The sequence below is a fragment of the uncultured Chloroflexus sp. genome, assembly GCF_938091255.1.
Lineage (GTDB): Bacteria > Chloroflexota > Chloroflexia > Chloroflexales > Chloroflexaceae > Chloroflexus.
The window spans coordinates 1-19486 of the sequence record NZ_CALLJH010000073.1; the positions used below are offsets into that span (position 1 = coordinate 1).

The window sequence follows — 19486 nt, forward strand, 5'->3', positions numbered from 1 at the left end:
AGCATCCTTATGATCGGTCTTACCACCTGCGACCAACGCAGCCGCTGGCCAAGTGCTGCCGCGTTTGCGCTTTGCACCGCTCGGCGTTGTGGATCGGTGAGTAGGCGAATCAGTGCAGCCGCAACTGCGTCAACATCACCGATTGGGACGGCTTCGCCAGCGTTATGAGTCTCGATCAGTTCGGCTGCCGCATCCCCCGTGCTGAGTACGGTCGGTTTGCCTACCCATAAGTGATCGAGCACCCGTGATCGCACCGCAGCGTAGCGCGTCTCGAGGTGCTCGCGGTGCAATGATACCATAACCGTAGCTTCGAGCAAGATATCGGCCCGGCGTTCATACGGTATCCATTCTTCGTAAAAGTGAATGCCGTTGCCGAGCAAGCCCAACTCAGCAGCGAGTTGACGGGTTTGGGCGGGTGTCGCCATCTCTTGTGCGAGGCCGGGATGGCGACCAGCCAGAAAAACCAATCGTGCGTTCGGTACAGCGGTGATCACCTGTGGTAGTGCTTGTACTAGCGTCTGCGGATCCATCCAATCCCATAATCCGCCACTCCACAAGATAATCTCGTGGTCGGCATCGAGATCATCGAGGACACCGCGTAGCCTAGGCTGACCACTAGCCTGCGGTGGTGTGTCGCTGACCCCAAATGGTACTACATCAATCAGATTCCGTAAGAGCGGATCGGTGTCAACGAACGATGGTGAGATCCGCCCTACTGCTAACAGACCGCCAATGTACAAATCGCGTTGACGCTCGGTTGCGCAGAGGAAGTGATTGCCGCGCCTTAAGACATCGCGCAGCAGCGCTACGTCGCGGTCGGCTATCTGCTGTCGTTCAGCTAACGGTTGCTGGCGAAAGAGTTCTAGGTTCTCGAATGCGACTGGATCGTACAGATCGATGATCAGGCGACCGCGATAGGTAAGCAATTCAGGATGGGCAGCGGCAACACATCCATTCGCCAATACGGTGGTTGCCGTTGCTAGATAAGGTGCAAGTGTGGCTGCCTCACCCCACGTATAATGGCCACACGATACCCCCGGTGGCGGTTCGAGATCGATCAGTCGCGGTGCGATGAGCGTTACCGGCATCACGCTTGCCAACGCGCGGGCCATTTCCCACATTCTGATGCCCGGCCCGGCCATGCGCTGGCCAATGACATCGTGACTGATCACAAGCAACGATCTCATGCGCGCCAGCTCCAAGTTCCTTCAATGAAGAGCATCCCGTAGCGTTGGCTGATCCCGTCACTATGCACAACCAGCGGATACATGCGGTCGTGGACGTCAAACTCATGTAATTGCGTATAGTCGGTTGCTGAGGCGCTGACCAGATAGCGTCCCGCTAGCAATGGCAAGCGTGGAATATGATAATCAACTATCCCGGTGCCTTCGATGACGGGAATGTGGTATTTGTCAAAACCGGTGTTTGGCCCGGTCAACCATGGCCCGCTCTCGTGATTGATGCCTACGCCGAACACCGGTCGCTCGATCGGTTCGTGGGCTACATAATGAATGCGGATTGTCAATGACTCGTGGGTGCGAAAGGTGATACGCTCGTTGCCGTGACGATCGAGTAACTGGACGCGCACGATCTCAACTTCGCGCGTGCCGCGCCGCATCCGCTCGCGCCATTCGTGATCTTCGTCCTTCTCGGCCTGTTCAAATTCGATGCGCTCACGCTCGTTCACCGCGGCGAGATAAGCGTCCACCACGTCGTGAGCTGGACCATACGCTTTCATTTTGCCGTGATCGAGCCACACAGCGGTATCACAGAGCGATCGTACCACATCAAGCGCATGTGACACGAAGACGATTGTCTTACCAGCACGGCGAAAGCCGTAGATGCGATCAATACACTTGCGCTGAAAGGCTTCGTCGCCGACAGCCAATACCTCATCCGTGATCAGGATATCTGGATCAACTGCCGTCGCTACCGCAAATGCTAGGCGGGTATACATACCCGATGAGTAGTGTTTGACTTCGGTGTCGAGAAAAGGGCCAATTTCAGAAAACTCGATGATCTCAGGCAGTTTGCGCTGCATCTCTTTGCGGCTAAAGCCCATCAACGAGCCGTAAAGAAAGACGTTCTCGCGCCCGCTGAGGTCGGGGTGAAAGCCGCTGCCAAGTTCGAGCAGGGCGGCGATCCGACCGTGCGTGCTTACTCGTCCGCTCGTTGGTTCAAGCACGCGCGTCATTAGTTTGAGGATGGTGCTCTTGCCGGCGCCGTTGTGCCCGACTAGGCCAATGCTCTGACCTTTTTCAACCGCGAAGCTGACATCGCGTATTGCCCAGAATGCCTCAGCCGGCGGTAGGCCGCGGATTAAACCCATGAACCGCTCTTGGATAGTCGAGGCATTCTGGCGGCGCACAAACTGCCGCGATACCTTATCAAACTCAATCACGACACTCATAGCTCTTCACCAAAATGGCGGCTGGTGCGTTGGAAGACCCAATAGCCGATGGCTAACACGATCAGCGCCGTGACCCCGACGCGCAACATCGCGCTGAGTGACGGTACGCCCGGCGTCGGGATCAAGCCTACCGGCACTACGTTGCCGTAAATAATGTCGCGGTAAAACTCGATGATCGAGGCCAGCGGGTTGAGCCAGCGAATCACCCGCGCTGTAACTCCTTCACTAATCGTGCTTAGCGGGTAGATAATCGGAGTGAGAAAAAACCAGATGTTGATCACAATCCCGATCAGATGCACCACATCACGGAAGAAGACCGCGCCAGCACCAAGTAGGAGAGCCAAGCCAACCAGAAAGATTGTCTGCAAGGCCATGATCACCGGTAAGTAGACGATGCTCCAGCTTAGGTTAAGCCGACCGAGGGTTGTGAGTTGCACCACGACGATCACTAGCGCCATCATCGGCAGCGAGAGAATGAAATTGAGCAGACTCGAACCGACAGCCACCAGCGGTAACACTTCCCGCGGGAAGTAGACCTTCTTGACCAGTGCGGCGTTGTCGATAATACTGCGGGTGCCACTAAGTACCGCTTCAGCGGTATAGTTCCACGGTAGCAGGCCAACGATGATAAACACCGGAAACATTGCAATACCGTTGGGTAGGAGAAAGCTGAAGACGACCACATAGACTAGCATCATACCCAACGGTGCAAGTTGCGTCCAGAGGTAGCCAAGCGTGCTGCCTTTATAGCGAGCGCGCAAATCGCGTAGCACTAGATTACGGATGAGTTCGCGGTACTGCCAAAGCTCTTGCAGTTTCGGCAATACGCCGGCGCTACGGTCAAGCGCGATGCCGCCTAAGCCGAACGCTGCGCCAAACAATGCGGCTAGCGCAATGAGTGGCAGCTCGTAGCGCGGTTCGGGTGCTGCCGGCAGTGCTGCTGGTAGACGGTATGCCGCACTGACCTGATCGGCATTGAAGCGCGTGCCAGCTTCTCGGATCATGTAATTGATCGCCGCATCGATCGCGCGTAGTTGCGCGATCGTGCGGTCGCGCGCAGCTAATTCGTGCGCTGCGGCCGGGTTGGTTGCAGCGCACGTGCGCAAAGTCGCCTCACGGGTAGCGGTGTCGGTGATGCCGGTGCTGCCGCAAAGGGCATCAAGGGTGGCGTTCCGGGTATTAATGGCAAATCGCCAGAGATCGTATCGCGATTCAAGCGCACGTGCTACGTCACTCTGCTCTTCACCGGACAGATCGGTTAGGGTGCGTGGCGTACTAAATGGCTCAATTGGCCGTGAGAGCGGTAGTGCCTCGAGCCGCAGAATATCGCGCAGCAACCACGCAAAACGGTCATCAGAGGGTGGGATCTGACCGTTCAGTGCTTGCCATAACTGCCAGCCCAACATATTGCGTAAGATTTCGCGCCCGCCTGCAGCCCGAATCTGGCGCACCAGCTCAGCAGCGCCGGCATCGGCCAGCGCTTTGGCTTCCACCGCATTGCCGGCAATCCCGCGCACGACGACGTTACCCGGCTCTGCCAGCAGGTATTCAACTCGAAAATCGGGCAGGCCGAATCGCACATCGGCCCGGGCCAGTGCGCCGAGGCGTAACGCTTCAGTAGCATCGGTAATGGCAATATCCATGCCAGTCAGATTGGGCGCCACCGGCTGGTAAATTGGCCCATAGCGCGCCGTGTCGAAGCGCACCTCGGCGCTGGCAGCGTAGATGATGGGGCGAGTGAGGATCGGAGGCAGGGCAACGCTCAATGCCCCGACTACACAAAGGATCAGCCACAACCACTGGTACAGTTGCAGGGCGCCACGGCGCGCAGTGAGTGCTGCGCCAATTGCGCGCCAACCTGTCGCCTGTTTTAGCGGCTGCTTGATCGTGTTGGCCACAGTGTCACCTCTATAGTTTGGCCGGTGGCAAGATCGAGCCTGAGCCTGTTGCCAGCTTGCCATTGTTCACGCGGCACAATATTATTGTTAACCGCGACATCAGCAGTGTTTGACGGCAGATCGATCATCAGGCCGACCAGCGGGTAGGCCGATCGATTGTGCAGCCGATACCGTTGCGCTGCACTGCCGCTCCCCCGCTCAAACGCCCCAACTGGCTCAGCCAGTTGAGTGATATCGATCGTTTTGAGCGCAATCTGCCAACTGGCAATCTCGCTCAACGGCGCCACCCAGACATCGCCGCGCCTGACGGTGTAGGATACCACATCTTCCCACGCTGCTTGTTGGGCAACGCTCGTCACCTCTTCGGTATGTGCCCAGATGTCAATCATCCCGCCGGCGGCGACAGCTCGATCGATCTGCGCCATTGCCAACTCAGCCCGCGCTGGGGTCAGGTAGAAATCAGGGCAGGCGATGATCCGACCCTCTCGTCCGGGTAGCCAACGACAATGCGGATCGCGAATCAGACCGCGTTCATCGGTTGGAAAGAGGCTGTAGGGGCCGTAATCGCTCAGGCGCGTGACTGAGCGAATGCCAGCCTGTTCGATCACATCCCAGTTGGCATCGCTCATCCCGGCGCTACTGCTCCACGGAAAAGCCAGCGAACGGGCATTGCCGACGCCGCGTTCGGCGGCTACCGTATTCCACGTTTCAAGATCGGCCTGCCACGTCGCGCTATCAGCATAACCGCCATAGAGATGGCTGAAGGTATGGCTCTGAATCTCATGGCCGGCGGCGAGTAATGGCGCAATCTGGTCACCAAAGTACCACGCCGGGTCAGTATCCACTGTGCCATACGGATCATCGCTAAACCACGGGCGGTTCACCCAGCGATCGCTGCGCCAGCCGTTGGCTGCCGAAGCCCACGAAAAGATCGGGTCTCCCATGAAGCGGCGCTGCTCGCGATTCCCCATCAGAAAGTTATAGCCGGTCGCATAGTAGGTTGCGCGCACGTTATAACGGGCAAAGATCGCCATACTCGTTTCAACGCCAGTGCGCATACGCATGCCGCGCAGAATCGGGTCTTCATCGGCGCGTGGGTCATCAACCGAGCGCGAATGCACTAATCCGCCCATCGCCGTTTCCCAGTCGAAGGTGAAGGCTACGGCCGCCCGATACCCTTCTGGCCACGGTGCAATGGTCAACGGCAGCGCCGGCGCTGATGGCTGTGCCATTGGGAGTGTGTGTCCGCCTCGCTGTAAGCGTGGCATGTCGAGGTAGATACGGTCATCAGACGACGGCTCGATCCGTACCCGTAGCGCACGGGCTGTTGCCGGAGCGCGCGCATGCCCGCCAATGACTGCCCAACCTTGCGGTGGTCGTTCTGGAGTCCATAATGCCACCGGTTGCCAAGGCGTTACCGTGCGTTCGCGCACCTCGCCGCGTTCGTCGTACCATTCAAAGACGAGGCGGGCGCGGGTTGGTGAACGTAGAAGGGAGTCGGTCAGCGCAGCTACCGTAAAGCAATAGCTCGCGTCGGCTTGGACGCTAACCAGTGGTGTCTGTACATAGTTCGCAATTCCCATCAGTTGGAGGCCGCGCCCGTCGCCATCGAGGTCAAATCCTTGCCCGTCAATCGCCGGGCCGCGTAATTCGACGCCGCCGGCGCCGCGGCCCCATCCGTCAGGCAGACCGGTTATCTCACCAGTACGGGCAAAATTGGCATTCGGCAAGAGATTGGGGTCGACAAAGGGAGGTGCAGCGCAGCGATCAAGGCGCTGACTGATAAAGAAGAAGATTCCGGCAGCGCCAACGATCAACGAGACCAGAATGGCGCCCAACGCGAACTGGCGTGAGATCATCGATCTTAGCAATACGTTACGTCTAGCGCGACCCGATGTCGCGGCTGCATTGTACCATAGATACCCTTAACCGTTCGTTGCCGGGTTGTAGCCTGACACGCTGCAACCGATCTGCTACAGTAGCAAGAGGGTAGGAGCAATAACTTCACTATTTAGAACTTCTAAATAGTTGATTCGATACGGAGTAGGTACTGTATGCAAGCAACGTCCGTGGCTACGATCAGCGAACGGCAGATTACCGTTGATGGCTTTCGCCTGCGTGTCTTGTCCGCCGGGCAAGGGCCGGCAGTGCTCTTGTTGCACGGCTTTGTCGTTAGCGCCGACGACTGGATCCCGACCATTCAGGTTCTCGCCGCAGCCGGTTATCACGCCATTGCGCCCGACGCGCTTGGCTTTGGCGCGTCAGATAAACCGGGCGGCTCAGCCTATACCTTGCGTCGCTACGCCGATCTAAATGCCGGTGTCTTGACGGCATTCGGCGTAGAACGAGCAGCAGTGGTAGGTCATTCGATGGGTGGTAAGCATGCGCTGGCAACGACCATTCTCCATCCACAGCGGGTTGAGCGACTGGTCATTGCCGATAGCGAAGGGTTTATGCAGTTGCCACTTTTTATGCGCAAAGGCGGTTCATTGCCTTTCCTCGGCGAGGCAATCACTGCGCTTTCGGCATTGCCCTTCGTCGTGAAGATGCAATTACGCGCTGCCTTTGCCAATCCTGATCGCTATATCACTCCTGAATTGGTGATGCGCGGTCAGAAGACGTTGAGCGATCCGGCGATCCGGCGCACGATGGTTTCGCTCAGTCGTTTCTTTGATGCGAATGATTTGCGTGGCAGTGGGTTATGGCCGCGTTTAGCCGAGATTACTCAGCCTACCTTGATTATTTGGGGCCAAGAGGATCGACTCTTCCCGGTACACTGTGCCTATGAAGCGCGACGGGCCTTGCCCCATGCACGGCTCGAGATTATTCCCAATTGTGGCCACTTCCCGATGATCGAGGCTGCTGACCGCTTCCATCAACTGGTATTGGAATTTTTGTCATCGTAGCCACCTAGTTGCCGGTAGGTTTGTGCCGCCAACCGTTTGGTCGCCGCCAGTGCGAGCGCCAATGCGCTGAGGCAGATGACGATCACCCCCGGCCAGCCAGCCACCTGCCAGCCAAGACCGGGGATGACACCTCCGAGCGTACCACCGAGGTAGTAGGCCACGAGATAGAGTGCGCTGGCCGCACCTTTGGCCTGTTGCGCCAATTGGTTGACGAGCGCGGGAGTAATGCTCTGTGCGATAAACATTCCGGTGCATAGCGTCCATAGTCCGAGCGCAATTAGTGGCAAGTTGGGGATGAGCGTCAGACCAATCCCGGCCAGCGCAATAAACAACCCGATCATTATCAACCGCAGGCGGGGATAGCGGGCCGAGAGCGCTCCGGCCCACGGCGAGACAATCACACCGGCTAAGTAGCTCACGTAGGCTAAGGCAATGATCGCTGGCGGCAAGCTAAACGGTGGCGCGCTGAGATAGTAGGGCAAGTAGGTGAAGATGCCGAGGAACCCAAAAAAGAGTGATCCGCCGATCATGTAGGCCGAGCGAAGATGCCGATCGACTACATGGGCGAACATTGCCCGATAAGCTTGTCGCCAGCCGCTACTCGCCGCAATAACTCGATCACGCGGCAGCGTCGCGAGTAACCCAAGGCCGCTCACCACCGTAAGGCCGGCAAACACCATAAAGCTGGCCCGCCAGCCAAACCCGTCGCTGATCAAGCCACCCACCACCCGCCCGCTTAATCCGCCAGCGACGTTAGCTGCGATCCAGCCGCCAACGGCCCGGCCTAGTTGATCGGCGGGCAGACTATCGCCGAGGTACGCGACGGCTACTGCGGTCAAACCGGGAATACATAGCCCCTGTAGCGCTCGCCACAGTAACAGAACCTCGAACGAGGGCGATAGCGCACAGAGTAGGGTTGGAAGAGCGAGCAACAAAGCGCTGCCTACCATTACCGGCCAGCGTCCCCACCGGTCACTGAGCGGGCCTACCGCCAGCGACCCCAGCGCAATCATCAACACGACCACCGATACGCTAAGACCGGCGGTAGCTGGCGCTACACCGTACTCTGCTGACAGTTGAGGCAAGATCGGCTGGGTGAGGTACATGTCGGAAAAGACCACTATTCCGGCGGCATAGAGGGGGATGAGCCAAGATGTTCGAGTTGTGGATGAAATAACGGCCATTGCGCGTTGGGCTGGGTCAAATCGGCCACAGCTGCTCAATCCGCTTCCTCCCCTACCCACAAAAAGCGGTTGAGATCAATCAGATACTCATCGCTGACTTCCACGCCTTCGGCTTGCAGGCGAGCACGCTGCTCATCGGCAGCGTAGACATTACTGATCCGACCGGCCCGGTTGATCACTCGCCACCATGGTATCGTGCTGTGAGGCAACAGCCCATGTAACGCATAGCCCACCATACGTGCATGGCCGGGCAAGCCGGCAAGTGCGGCAACCCGGCCATAGGTACAAACTCGCCCCGGCGGGATACGGCTCACCACCGCATAGATCATGGCGTAGGGCGAATCAACTTCCATCACGCCAATCGGCCACCATCGACGGCTAAGGTCGCACCGGTCACAAACGAGGCCTTATCTGAACAGAGCCAAACCACTGCATTGGCCACCTCTTCCGGCGAGCCAAGCCGGCCAATCGGTTCGCCTTCGGCGAATTGGGCCAGTAGTTGCGGATCGCCTTGGGTAAAACGATCGATCATTGCGGTGTGGATCGTACCGGGGCATACGGCGTTAATACGGATCCCGCTGCGGGCATACTCAAGCGCCGCCGCTTTGGTCACACCAACGATACCGTGCTTGCTAGCGACATACGCCGACACGCCGCGCGAACCAGATAGTCCAGCAACCGACGATGTATTCACAATTGAGCCGCCACCCTGCTGCAACATCTGCCGAATCTCGTGTTTCATGCATAACCAGACGCCCTTGAGGTTGATGTCAATCACCCGATCCCACACTTCTTCGGGGTAATCGACCAGCATAGCCTGTACGCCTTCAATGCCGGCATTGTTATGGGCGAAATCGATCCGGCCAAACATATCAATCGCCGTGGCGATCAACTGCTCGACCTCCCTGTTCTGCGATACGTCGCAGCGGACGAAGATTGCATCAGTATTCTGCGCCCGGCACAGCGTGACCGTCTCCTCGCCGCCCTCTACATTCACGTCGGCTACCACAACCTTCGCGCCTTCGCGGGCGAACGCCAGCGCCGAAGCACGCCCAATCCCGGCCGCCGCGCCGGTGACGAGCGCGACCTTCCCGATGAACGGTGGCTCCATTGATGTCCTCCTCTAGCCAATTTCTGCAAAACCTATCATACCATAACCCGCTGCGAAGAACACGTTGCTGTGGCGCCGCACGATGCTGCATTCTTCGCTATGCGGCGTTACCTGTGATGGGCTGTGCGGATCGATAAATGCCGGGCGGCGTCGTGACGGGGCGCAGCAGCGCGGTGCTCTTACGTTTGCGTTTACTGGGTTTGCTGATTTGACATGTACCACGCACATCGGGTACGGTATATGTATGTATCGTGACGACTACATTTTGCGCATGATCGCCCAATTTGGTGCGATTATTCGGCACATTCTCGGTCTTTATCGTGATGGTAAATCGCCGTTGGCGCGGATAGCGATTGATAATGCGTACCGCGACCGGCTAGGTGTCGGCAGCGATCAGGTGGCGGCGCTGAGTGACCGCCAACTTTTGGCGCTGTTGCGATTTCATACTCACGGTGACGATTGGTGGAGCGAAGGAGCGTATCTGGCCGCGTTACTTACCACCGAAGCGCGCCTGCTCAGCGATGATGGGGAGGCAGATGCTGCAGCCGCTCGCGCTTTGCTGGCCTTGCAAGTCGTCATTGAATGCGCGTTGGCCGTCCCAGAGCCACTGCCAGACTATACTCCGGCTTACGCAGACCTGCTAGCGTTGCTGCGCGATTACGTTGTGCCAGAACCCACCCTAGCGGCGTTACTCACCCTCTGCGAGCGACAGGGTGATCTGGCGCGCAGCGAAGACATTGTGCATGAATTGTTAGGCCGCGAGCCGCTGCGCTGGTTGGCGACGGCACGCTCATTCTACCAACGGCTGCTGGCTCGTAGCGATGCCGAACTCGCCGCAGCCGGCCTATCGCGGGCCGAAGCGTTGGCCGGGTACGCTGAGATCGATCGCATTGCACCGCCGGCCCACCCGCCGATGGCATAGCCTGCCAAACTTGATTGAAGGAAATAGGACACGGATTGCGAAAACCGTACCCAATCCGCGTCCCAATCTCCCCCAACTCCCTACTCCCCACTCTCTACGCTTACCGGCACGCTGGCCAAAAAATTGGCCAACATCTGCTTGCCGCCCTCGGTCATTATCGACTCGGGGTGAAACTGCACCCCCTCCACTGGCTGCGAGCGATGGCGCAGGCCCATAATCAGGCCATCTTCCGTCCATGCGGTCACTTCCAGCTCATTCGGCAGATCTTCACGGCGGACGATCAGCGAGTGGTAGCGGGTAGCAAGGAAGGGCGACGGCAGGCCGGCAAACACGCCTTGGCCACTGTGATGGATCGGCGAGAGCTTGCCATGCATCACGAGTGGCGCACGCACCACCGCACCGCCGTAAGCCGCGCCGATCGCTTGGTGGCCGAGACAAACCCCCAAAATTGGAATCTGGCTGCCCAGTTCGCGGATCACATCAACGCTGATCCCAGCCTCAGCCGGTGTGCAAGGGCCGGGACTGATCACGATCCGGTCGGGGTGGCGCGCCGCTACTTCAGCCACTGTAATCTGGTCGTTGCGCACTACCTCGACGTCAGCGCCCAACTCGCACAAATACTGGTACAAATTGTAGGTAAACGAGTCGTAATTATCGATCAACAGTACGCGCATGGTCTTGCTCCATCACCGGTGGCGCTGCCGCCTGTTCCCGCTCATCTTGGGTCAGGATCTTACCTTTGGCTCGCACCCGGATCAACGCCTCAACACATTCCGGGTCAAATTCAGTGCCGGCACCTCGGCGCAATAGCGCAAACACCTGCTCAACCGGCATCGGTGGTCGGTACGGGCGATGGCTGGTCAACGCATCGAACACATCGGCCACGGCGACAATCCGGCCAAACAGCGAGATTGACTCACCGCTCAAACCGAGCGGATACCCTCGCCCATCAAGCCGCTCGTGATGCTGAGCCAGTGCCGGCCACGAATGGCGCAGCAGTTCGAGATCGAGTAGGCCATTATCGCGCAGAAACTCCATGCCGTAGGTCGGATGCCGGCGCATCTCAGCAAACTCCTCCTCTTCGAGCCGGCCCGGCTTCTTGAGGATCTGGTCAGGCACCCGAATTTTGCCGACATCGTGCAACTTGCTTGCTACGCGCAATTGATAAATCTGATCGCGCGGCAAGCCCAACTCTTGGGCAATCGCTACCGAAAAATCACTCACCCGCTGGCTATGGCCGCGGGTGTAAGGATCTTTCAGATCAATGGCACCGGTAATCGCATCAATAATTCGGGTAAAGAGGCTATCGGTCTCGCGGTAGAGTTCGGCTAAACGGATGACGGTCGCCGCTTGTGAGGCTAGCATCTGGAACAACGCCACATCATCGGGCGAGAAAGGCCGGCCATTGCGCGGATTAAGCGCTTGCGCGCCACCGATAATCATCCCCTCGACTTCGCCGCGTTCGCCACCCAGTACGATCCGCGGCGAGCGCAGCGGCACGCACAAGATAGCGCGAGTCTGAAAGCCGCTGCGTTGATCGAGACCTTGATAGAAGCGTCGATCTTGATGCACATCATTGACCACCACCGTCTCACCGGTTTCGATGACGTGGCCGATAATGCCTTGCCCACGCGGTACGCGCAGGGCCTCCACCCGTTCGCTGTGTTCACCGCCAGCGATGTGCAGCACGAGATCGTTATGCTCGTGGTCGATCAGCCAGATCGACGCCGCCTCAACCTCAAGCAGATCGCAGGCGTAATTCATAATTCGGCGCAATAGCTCATCGCGTTCGAGGGTGGCAGTCAATTGTGAGACAATCTCGACCAGCGCCTGTTGCCGGCGTTCGCGTTGCTGCGCCTCGGCCAGCAGTCGCGCTTTCTCGACTTCCGTCACCAACCGCGAGGTCAGCAACTCGATTAAGGCCAGTTCTTCCTGTTCATCTACCGCCTCAAGCGGCAAATTAAAGACCTGTACCACCCCAACCGGCTCGCCGCGTAGCATCAGCGGGACGCAGAACATTGTACGCAGGCGCAACGCGCCCATCTCACCCAACGAGCGATTCCAGCGCGGATCATTAGCTACGTCATGCACGAAGAACGGCTGGCGCTGCTGCAAGGCATAGCCAGCAATTCCAGTGTTGGCCGGTAGCCGGTGGCCGAGTAACGCTGTACCGGCAGGGCTGCCTTTAACCACCTTAAAGATCAGCTCATTGGTTGCGGCATCGTACAAGTAGAGGGTTCCGGCTTCAGCCTCGGTAATCTCGATGATCAAATCGAGCAACCGGTCGAGCAGATCATCGAGTTGGGTACTATCGGCGATCTGATTGGCGCGTTGAATTACCGCAAGGTACCGTTGCAAACGCGATTCCTGATCGGCCATTGCGCCCTCCCCTACTCATGCCGGGTTAATGCCCGCACATAGCGTACCAGTTCGTCTGCTTCACCGGCTAATGCCACTGGCATCCCAGCTTCGGCACTGATTCGCCCCAATGTGTAGTCATCGATCGTGCGTTCACCAGTATAGTCGAACATTACCCGCGGAAGTAATGCCCGCTCACAACCGGAAGCGCGCAACGCCGGGATCACGTCTTGCGCGGTGAGCAAGCCGCTAACCGTCACTGTCTCACCAAAGAACTGATTGACCACCGGTACCACCTGCACCGACAGATGGTCAACCCGGTTCAAGCGTGCCGCGACCTGTTCCATCATCGGCGCCACCAGCGTCCCGCAGACGATGGCCAGCGTGGTGGGGCGAGAAATCTGGGCCGGCAACCGGCGGCGCGCGCGCGCCCAATTATCGAGAAAATCGCGCACCATCCCGACGCCGTTGCTATATTGCGGCATATCATCGTAGGTCTCGGCAGGTGGGACTGGCCGGCCAGCGAGCAGATAAAACTCGTCGGAAGCATAGACCAGATGGAGGCCAAACTGCTCGTAGCAGCGGCTTTGGTATGGTTCGATGAGGTCAAGCACCGCTGCCGCCTCAGCCGGCGTGTAGCAGCGTAGCGGCACATCGGTTACCGCGCCGAGGCGCGAGCAGAAACCTAGCTCTGGGTCGTGCAACGGTTGGCTGCCGTTGCGCAGCGGGATCGGCGCTGAAGGGTCTTCCCACAGCGGTTGCCGTTCCCAATTGGTATCGATCCATTCTGGCGTTTCGTGTACCTGTATCGCCGCTCGAATGGTCTTGGGTGCTTTTCCCTCGAAACGAAATTTGGTCAGGCCAACCGGTACAACCGCGATTGACTCAACGGTTGGGTGAAGCGCAATCAGATCCTCGATACTCTGGCGTAGTACCTCGCCATCGTTTACCTGTGGGCAAGCAACGATCTGAGTATGGACACGGATCCCCGCCCGTCCCAACCGCTTAATCTGCTCGCGCACATCAGGCACGTCGCGCTTGCCCAGCATAATTGCCCGCCAGAAGGGATCGGTGGCATGCACGCTGATATGCAACGGCGACAGCCGTTGACGCTCGATCCGCTCCCAGTCAGCTTCGGTCAGATTGGTAAAGGTGACGAAATTGGCGTACAGAAACGACAGCCGGTAATCGTCATCCTTCAGGTAGAGAGTCTTGCGAAAGCCCTTCGGCATCTGGGTGAGGAAACAAAACGGGCATTTATTATTGCACGTGCGGAGACGGTCAAAGAGCGGCTCAGTAAATTCGATCCCCAGATCATCATCAGGATCTTTTTCGAGCACAATCTCACGCTCGCAGCCATCGGCGGCACGCACCAGCAGCGTGACACGGGCTTCAGCAATCGCAAATCGGTAATCGATTACATCACGCAGCCGTTGCCCATCGATCGCAACGATGGTATCGCCGGGACGCAGACCGATCTGCGCGGCCAAACTCTCTGCTGCCACACTGGCGATGACGCCGCCTTCGCCGGTAATGCGCCTGACATCGGGCTGGTATTCCACAACAGCTCCTACCCGAGTAAACAAAAAGATGCACTGAGAAGCGCCTTTTTTAATAAGTCTACGACTGTTTATTGTACCACAACCCTGCTGAAACTACGATGATGTGGGTTGGAGTTGCGCTTGAAGCGGGAGCAGCACACTAAAGGTTGAGCCGCGCTGCGGTTCGCTCGTGACCATAATCTCGCCACCCATCGCTCGACACAGGCGCTGGCTAATGGCGAGGCCTAAACCGGCGCCGCCGTAACGACGAGTTGTGCTGCTGTCAACTTGCACAAATGGCTGAAAGAGATTCGCTAAATGCTCAGGGGCAATGCCAATGCCTGTGTCGCTAATATCAATCTGAAGTGTATCGTGTCCTTTCTGATAACAATGCACTTGCACATGCCCACCCTCGGTAAACTTACAGGCATTCCCGATCAGATTAAACAAAATTTGCCGTAGGCGGGTCGGATCGACCATAACCGGTGGTAAATTTGGTTCGATGTGTACTGTTAGAACATTCCGATTCTTCTCGGCTAAGTTCTGGGTTGTACGTACTACTTCTTCGATCAAGTCTGATACTTGAAACAATTCGAGATTGATCGGCGCTGAGTGTGCTTCAAGACGAGCCAATTCCAGAATGTCATTGATCAGCGCCAATAGATGGCGTCCGGCAGCAATGACTCGATCGAGATCTTTAACGAGATCGTGCTGACCACGACTGCGCAAATCTTCGCACACAAACTCGCTGTAGCCCAAAATAGCGGTCAATGGTGTGCGTAGCTCGTGACTCATGGTAGCGAGAAATATGCTCTTGGCCTGATTAGCCGCCTCAGCAGCCTCTTTTGCCTGTTGCAACGCCAGTGTTGCTTGTTTCAAGAGAGTAATATCGCGTAACACGAAGATTCGCCCGCTTGGCCTGCCCCGTCGGTCACGCAGGGTTGTGCAACGTAAATCATAGGTTGGATCACCGTCAGGGTGGGGTTGGACGACTTCGAACTGGCCCTCGTAGCAATCGCGCACTTGATCACGGAACCATAGCGGCGCTGCATCTGCCAGCGGACTTCCGATACGGTTTGGCGATACTCCCAACACTTTTTGGGCAGCCGGATTGAGATCAATTATCCGGTCATGCATGTCAACCACGATCATTGCGTCAGGCATCTGATCAACGAGTATCTCGCGTGCTGTCGGCAGTAGATCGAGCGTGCGGAAGCGCTGCATTGCCACCGTGAAGGCGATTCCGCTCAGAGCAAATGCAACCGGCGTGGTATCAATGTAGGGAATAGGGCTATATCCGGTAACGTAGAGGATACTGGCTATCCATGGAAACAGTGCGCCGGTCAACAGACTGAGCGCCTGCGCCCGATAGAGCGCGCGGCTGCGGCGCGCTTGATCGATCATCAAGATGGTGCCGATGAGTACCATGCTGTAGGCACTCGCGACGCCAATGTACCACAATAGCCCATTGGGGCCGGTTAACACCCACAACCCATTGGCGGTGTATACCAACTCAGCAGAGGGCCACATCAATCGGTGCCAGTGATTTGTCCATGCTCCCAGCAGTATTACACCCTGCCATCCAGCTAGGCCAAGCACCAACCGCCGGCTGACCCAATGATCGCGATTGGTGTAGAGCAGGGCGAACAGCAACCACAAGACCGGCACGCCAGCCACACTCACATATTGCATGCTGGTCAGGAAGGTCTTGCCATCAACAGTGGCGTTGGTCAATTCGAGCACATTGCACAACGACCACCAGATCGTGGCGAACATCATACCGAGAAAGGCCTGCGCCACCGGCAACCGCCGGTACGGCCAAGCCTGTAAGATGGCCCACAGTGCTAGTAGCACTGCCGCGAGTGGAAGCAAGACATACGGTGTGAAATACCACATAGGCGGTACGAGATCTACCGTTCGCTGGATAAGAACGCAACGAGCAGCTACATTAGCATAGCACGACTTGCTGACCATCCTGTAACGGAGTATAATGTTACCACTAATAAGTGGTGGTATAGTAGACATAGATCAATGATGAATGGAACCCACGAGCAACTGATGGCATTGGGGCTAAATCGCTACGAAGCGGCGACATACCTTGCTCTGCTCGAGCATCGCGGCTTTACGCCGGCACAGGTGGCGACACGGGCTGGTGTGCCGCGTCAGCGCATCTACGACGTGTTAGCGTCACTCTGCGCGCGCGGTTTGGCAGTCGAGCGTCATAGCGACGGTCAGCGCTGCTATTTCGCCGTTGATCCGGCGATCGCCTTGCCGGCGCTGATCGACGCTCGCCGACGTCAGTTCGAACACGAACAGGCTGCGCTCACCGAGGGGATGGAGAGTTTGCTCGCTACCCTTGCTCCGATCTTTGTCGCCGGCCGTGATCAGATCGATCCGCTCGACTACGTTGATGTTCTCCTCGACCGGCGGCTCGTGGTTGAGCGCGCTCTCATTCTTGCCCGCAGCGCCGAGCGCGAGGTCTGTGTCTGTTTTAAGCTGCCGTTGCTCGGTGACCAAGCTGCCAATTTTGCCGAAGTTGCCGAACCGCTCCGGCGTGGTGTGCGTTATCGTGCGATCTATGAACGGGCGGCGCTGGCCGATCCTGAACTGAACGGGTGGGTGCAACAATTCGTGACGTGGGGCCAACAGGCGCGGGTGGTTGAAAACTTGCCGCTCAAGGTCAACCTCTACGACCGCCGGGTGGCTTTGCTGTCACTGCAAGATCCAGTCACTGGCGCGTTGAGCTTTACGGCCTTGTGCGTGACCCATCCCAACTTTGGCGCGTTTTTGCAAGGAGCGTTCGAGAAGCTATGGGAAGATGCCGAACCTTTTGCATCACGTTAATGTGGAAGCACGAGTGGCTGCATCGCCCATCCTAGCCGTCATTGTGAGTGTCGTAAGCGGCGCGACAATCTCCCGTGACCGCAGGAACGAGACCGGGATGGGATCAACCAACTAGCTAACGTATGATGCTTATGAAGTTCGCGGTTAGCAAGATAGTGTAGGGCGCTGAGTTGGCACAGCGTTGTGCCAACAGTGAGAAAAATAACCACAGGAGGAATGAGATGCGCTCAGCCGATCCGCTTGATCTGCTCGGTATCGATTATGTGGAGTTTTATGTCAGTAATGCCCGGCAGGCAGCTCACTTCTACCGCACCACGCTCGGCTTGCATCCAGTCGCGTATGCCGGACTTGAGACAGGAGTGCGCGATCGGGCCAGCTATGTGCTCGCACGGCGCAATGTGCGTTTTGTGTTGACTGCACCGCTGCTTCCCGATCATCCCATCGCTCGCCACATTGCTCATCACGGTGACGGTGTCAAAGACATTGCCCTACGGGTGCGCGATGCCGCCGCCGCCTACGAAACTGCGATCGCCCGCGGCGGTATTCCAGTGCAGCCACCCACCGAATGCGTTGACGAATATGGCCGGGTGGTGAAGGCAACCATTGCTACCTATGGCGATACGGTGCATTCCTTCATTGAGCGGGAAGAGTACCGTGGAGTGTTTATGCCCGGCTTCCAGCCGATCACAGAGCACGTTCCCATTCCAGAAACCGGTATTGCCGCGATTGATCATATTGTCGGCAATGTTGAGCTAGGGGCAATGAACCGCTGGGTCAAGTACTACCGTGATGTTCTCGGCTTTAACCAGTTAGTTCACTTCGACGATCACGATATCAGCACCGAGTATAGCGCCTTGATGTCGAAGGTGATGCAGAACGGCACTGGCCGGATCAAGTTCCCGATCAACGAGCCAGCCGAAGGCCGGCGCAAGAGCCAGATCGAGGAGTTTCTGGAGTATTACGGTGGCCCCGGCGTACAGCATATCGCGCTCGCTACCGGCGACATTTGCGCTACCGTTGATGCCCTGCGTGCTGCTGGTATTCCATTCATTCAGGTGCCGGATGCCTACTACGATGACCTTGAGCAGCGGGTCGGCACGATCGACGAGAGCCGGCAGGAGTTGCAAGCGCGCGGGATTCTAGTTGATCGGGATGAAGAGGGGTATTTGCTGCAAATCTTCAGTCAGCCATTGCAAGACCGGCCTACACTCTTTATCGAGATCATTCAGCGCAAAGGGAGTCGTGGGTTTGGCAAGGGGAATTTCAAGGCCTTGTTCGAGGCGATCGAGCGTGAACAGGCCAAGCGGGGGAATTTGTAGCGGCATAGCGTCGCTATGCCGCTACCACGATTACGGGCGGTCGATCCGGGTACCGCGCGGCACATTAACGATCACCGCCTCGTCTTCCTCAACGTGTTCGGTATGAGCCGGCTCGGCGGCATGACCATGGTGATGGTCATCGCCAGCCGGCTTGAACTCACCCAGCAAACTGGCCCGTCTAATGCGCCGTTCGTACTCGCGTTCGATCACCGACACCAATCGTTGCCACCACGACTGCTCGCTCATCGCTCTTCACCTCCGCAGAAGGTGGATTTTTCCTCTATCTCAGATGACAGTATATCAGCAAAAATTCAGAAGGATGTCAACTTATTATGTTATAACTCGGTATGCATTCTTTAGTACAATAATGATAGCGACTTCTAACCAGAGGCAACCGTATAGCATAGATTGTTTAATTAGGAGATCGAATGCGCGCAATGATCCGGTTTCTCCGCCTTAACCCCACTGTTCGCCGAGTGCTTGGATTACTCTTCCTCGTGCTGGGTCTGATTGGTTCACTCTTCCCCATTATCCCCGGCTGGCCCGGTTTTTTCATTGCAATCATCCTATTAGGGCGACGTGATCGCCTCCTGCGTCGATTGCATTTGCTTGCGCGCTTTACGCTGCGCTGGCTACGGAAAGCGCCCATACCGCATGTGCGCGGGATCGGCCAATGGCTTTCCAACCAATACGTCGAGCTGCGCCGCGCGGTGGTGCCGCATCTGATCGCGTTTGAACGCCACCTTGACGGGCCTAATCCCCTTTGAGGCGCTTACCTAATGCCCACCCCAGTATTAAGCCGCCAATGATGATCAAACCGGCGGCAACCCCAACCCCGATCAGGAGATGTAGCCAGCCGAACGGGCCGCCGCCGATCAGCCATGCCAGCAGCGCCGGTACGCCGATCAGCGCCGCTAGCACTGCCAGCAACGGTATGAACCCCCGCGCAACCAGCCAGATCCGCTGTTTCACGGTCTCATCCTTTGTGGTAAC

At 57.5% G+C, this 19486-nt stretch carries 18 protein-coding genes; 5 read left to right on the forward strand and 13 right to left on the reverse strand.

The features are described from left to right. The 4 genes from Q1A00_RS18170 to Q1A00_RS18185 form a co-directional block, all read right to left on the reverse strand. Positions 1-1187 (reverse strand): glycosyltransferase family 4 protein (locus tag Q1A00_RS18170; protein ID WP_298403378.1); only part of this gene is annotated, 1187 nt, incomplete at its 3' end. Continuing rightward, entirely contained in the window at positions 1184-2410 is a 1227-nt protein-coding gene (locus Q1A00_RS18175) for an ABC transporter ATP-binding protein (protein ID WP_299758316.1), read from the reverse strand. The genes Q1A00_RS18170 and Q1A00_RS18175, both read right to left, overlap by 4 nt. Beyond that, positions 2407-4308, reverse strand: coding sequence for an ABC transporter permease (locus Q1A00_RS18180; protein WP_299758319.1), 1902 nt, complete (start codon positions 4306-4308; stop codon positions 2407-2409). Before Q1A00_RS18180 ends, Q1A00_RS18175 begins: the two co-directional genes overlap by 4 nt. Beyond that, positions 4281-6167: a polysaccharide deacetylase family protein gene (locus Q1A00_RS18185; RefSeq protein ID WP_299644501.1), complete on the reverse strand. Its 1887-nt coding sequence runs from the start codon at positions 6165-6167 to the stop codon at positions 4281-4283. Before Q1A00_RS18185 ends, Q1A00_RS18180 begins: the two co-directional genes overlap by 28 nt. A gap of 195 nt (positions 6168-6362) precedes the next feature. On the opposite strand from Q1A00_RS18185, the gene Q1A00_RS18190 reads away from it, so the two are divergent. Then, positions 6363-7214 (forward strand): alpha/beta hydrolase, encoded by an 852-nt coding sequence (locus Q1A00_RS18190; protein WP_298403368.1) that lies wholly within the window; start codon positions 6363-6365, stop codon positions 7212-7214. Here Q1A00_RS18190 and Q1A00_RS18195 read toward each other — a convergent pair. The 3 genes from Q1A00_RS18195 to Q1A00_RS18205 are packed head-to-tail and all read right to left on the reverse strand — an operon-like array spanning position 7184 to position 9509. Continuing rightward, positions 7184-8398, reverse strand: a complete 1215-nt coding sequence (locus Q1A00_RS18195) for an MFS transporter (RefSeq protein ID WP_298483025.1) — start codon at positions 8396-8398, stop codon at positions 7184-7186. The two genes, Q1A00_RS18190 and Q1A00_RS18195, sit on opposite strands and share 31 nt — an antisense overlap. 35 nt (positions 8399-8433) lie before the next feature. Next, complete coding sequence (locus Q1A00_RS18200; RefSeq protein WP_298403365.1) at positions 8434-8751, reverse strand: MGMT family protein; 318 nt, start codon at positions 8749-8751, stop codon at positions 8434-8436. Next, positions 8751-9509, reverse strand: coding sequence for an SDR family oxidoreductase (locus tag Q1A00_RS18205; protein ID WP_298403362.1), 759 nt, complete (start codon positions 9507-9509; stop codon positions 8751-8753). The genes Q1A00_RS18200 and Q1A00_RS18205 overlap by 1 nt, the downstream gene beginning before the upstream one ends. Positions 9510-9753: 244 nt before the next feature. On the opposite strand from Q1A00_RS18205, the gene Q1A00_RS18210 reads away from it, so the two are divergent. After that, positions 9754-10431 carry a DUF6483 family protein gene (locus Q1A00_RS18210; RefSeq protein ID WP_298403359.1) on the forward strand — a complete coding sequence of 226 codons (678 nt, stop codon included), beginning with the start codon at positions 9754-9756 and terminating at the stop codon, positions 10429-10431. Between the two features lie 80 nt (positions 10432-10511). Here the strand turns inward: Q1A00_RS18210 and Q1A00_RS18215 are convergent, their stop codons facing one another. From Q1A00_RS18215 to Q1A00_RS18230, 4 genes are all read right to left on the reverse strand, one after another. Then, positions 10512-11105, reverse strand: coding sequence for an aminodeoxychorismate/anthranilate synthase component II (locus tag Q1A00_RS18215; protein ID WP_298403356.1), 594 nt, complete (start codon positions 11103-11105; stop codon positions 10512-10514). Continuing rightward, positions 11083-12810: a GAF domain-containing protein gene (locus tag Q1A00_RS18220; protein WP_298403353.1), complete on the reverse strand. Its 1728-nt coding sequence runs from the start codon at positions 12808-12810 to the stop codon at positions 11083-11085. The genes Q1A00_RS18215 and Q1A00_RS18220 overlap by 23 nt, the downstream gene beginning before the upstream one ends. Before the next feature lie 11 nt (positions 12811-12821). Next, positions 12822-14351, reverse strand: coding sequence for a DUF512 domain-containing protein (locus tag Q1A00_RS18225; protein WP_298403351.1), 1530 nt, complete (start codon positions 14349-14351; stop codon positions 12822-12824). Between the two features lie 93 nt (positions 14352-14444). Beyond that, on the reverse strand, positions 14445-16226 hold the full coding sequence (locus Q1A00_RS18230) for a histidine kinase N-terminal 7TM domain-containing protein (RefSeq protein ID WP_298403349.1): 1782 nt from the start codon (positions 16224-16226) through the stop codon (positions 14445-14447). A 135-nt stretch (positions 16227-16361) separates the two neighbouring features. Between Q1A00_RS18230 and Q1A00_RS18235 the strand changes: the two genes are divergently transcribed. After that, positions 16362-17174: a TrmB family transcriptional regulator gene (locus Q1A00_RS18235; protein WP_298403347.1), complete on the forward strand. Its 813-nt coding sequence runs from the start codon at positions 16362-16364 to the stop codon at positions 17172-17174. Between the two features lie 221 nt (positions 17175-17395). Next, entirely contained in the window at positions 17396-18493 is a 1098-nt protein-coding gene (gene hppD / locus Q1A00_RS18240; protein WP_298403345.1) for a 4-hydroxyphenylpyruvate dioxygenase, read from the forward strand. 30 nt (positions 18494-18523) lie between these two features. Here the strand turns inward: hppD and Q1A00_RS18245 are convergent, their stop codons facing one another. Next, positions 18524-18739, reverse strand: a complete 216-nt coding sequence (locus tag Q1A00_RS18245) for a hypothetical protein (protein WP_298403343.1) — start codon at positions 18737-18739, stop codon at positions 18524-18526. A gap of 182 nt (positions 18740-18921) precedes the next feature. Between Q1A00_RS18245 and Q1A00_RS18250 the strand changes: the two genes are divergently transcribed. Next, positions 18922-19260 (forward strand): hypothetical protein, encoded by a 339-nt coding sequence (locus Q1A00_RS18250; RefSeq protein WP_298403341.1) that lies wholly within the window; start codon positions 18922-18924, stop codon positions 19258-19260. Here the strand turns inward: Q1A00_RS18250 and Q1A00_RS18255 are convergent. Continuing rightward, on the reverse strand, positions 19247-19465 hold the full coding sequence (locus tag Q1A00_RS18255; RefSeq protein ID WP_298403339.1) for a hypothetical protein: 219 nt from the start codon (positions 19463-19465) through the stop codon (positions 19247-19249). The genes Q1A00_RS18250 and Q1A00_RS18255 overlap by 14 nt on opposite strands. Between the last annotated feature and the right edge of the window lie 21 nt (positions 19466-19486).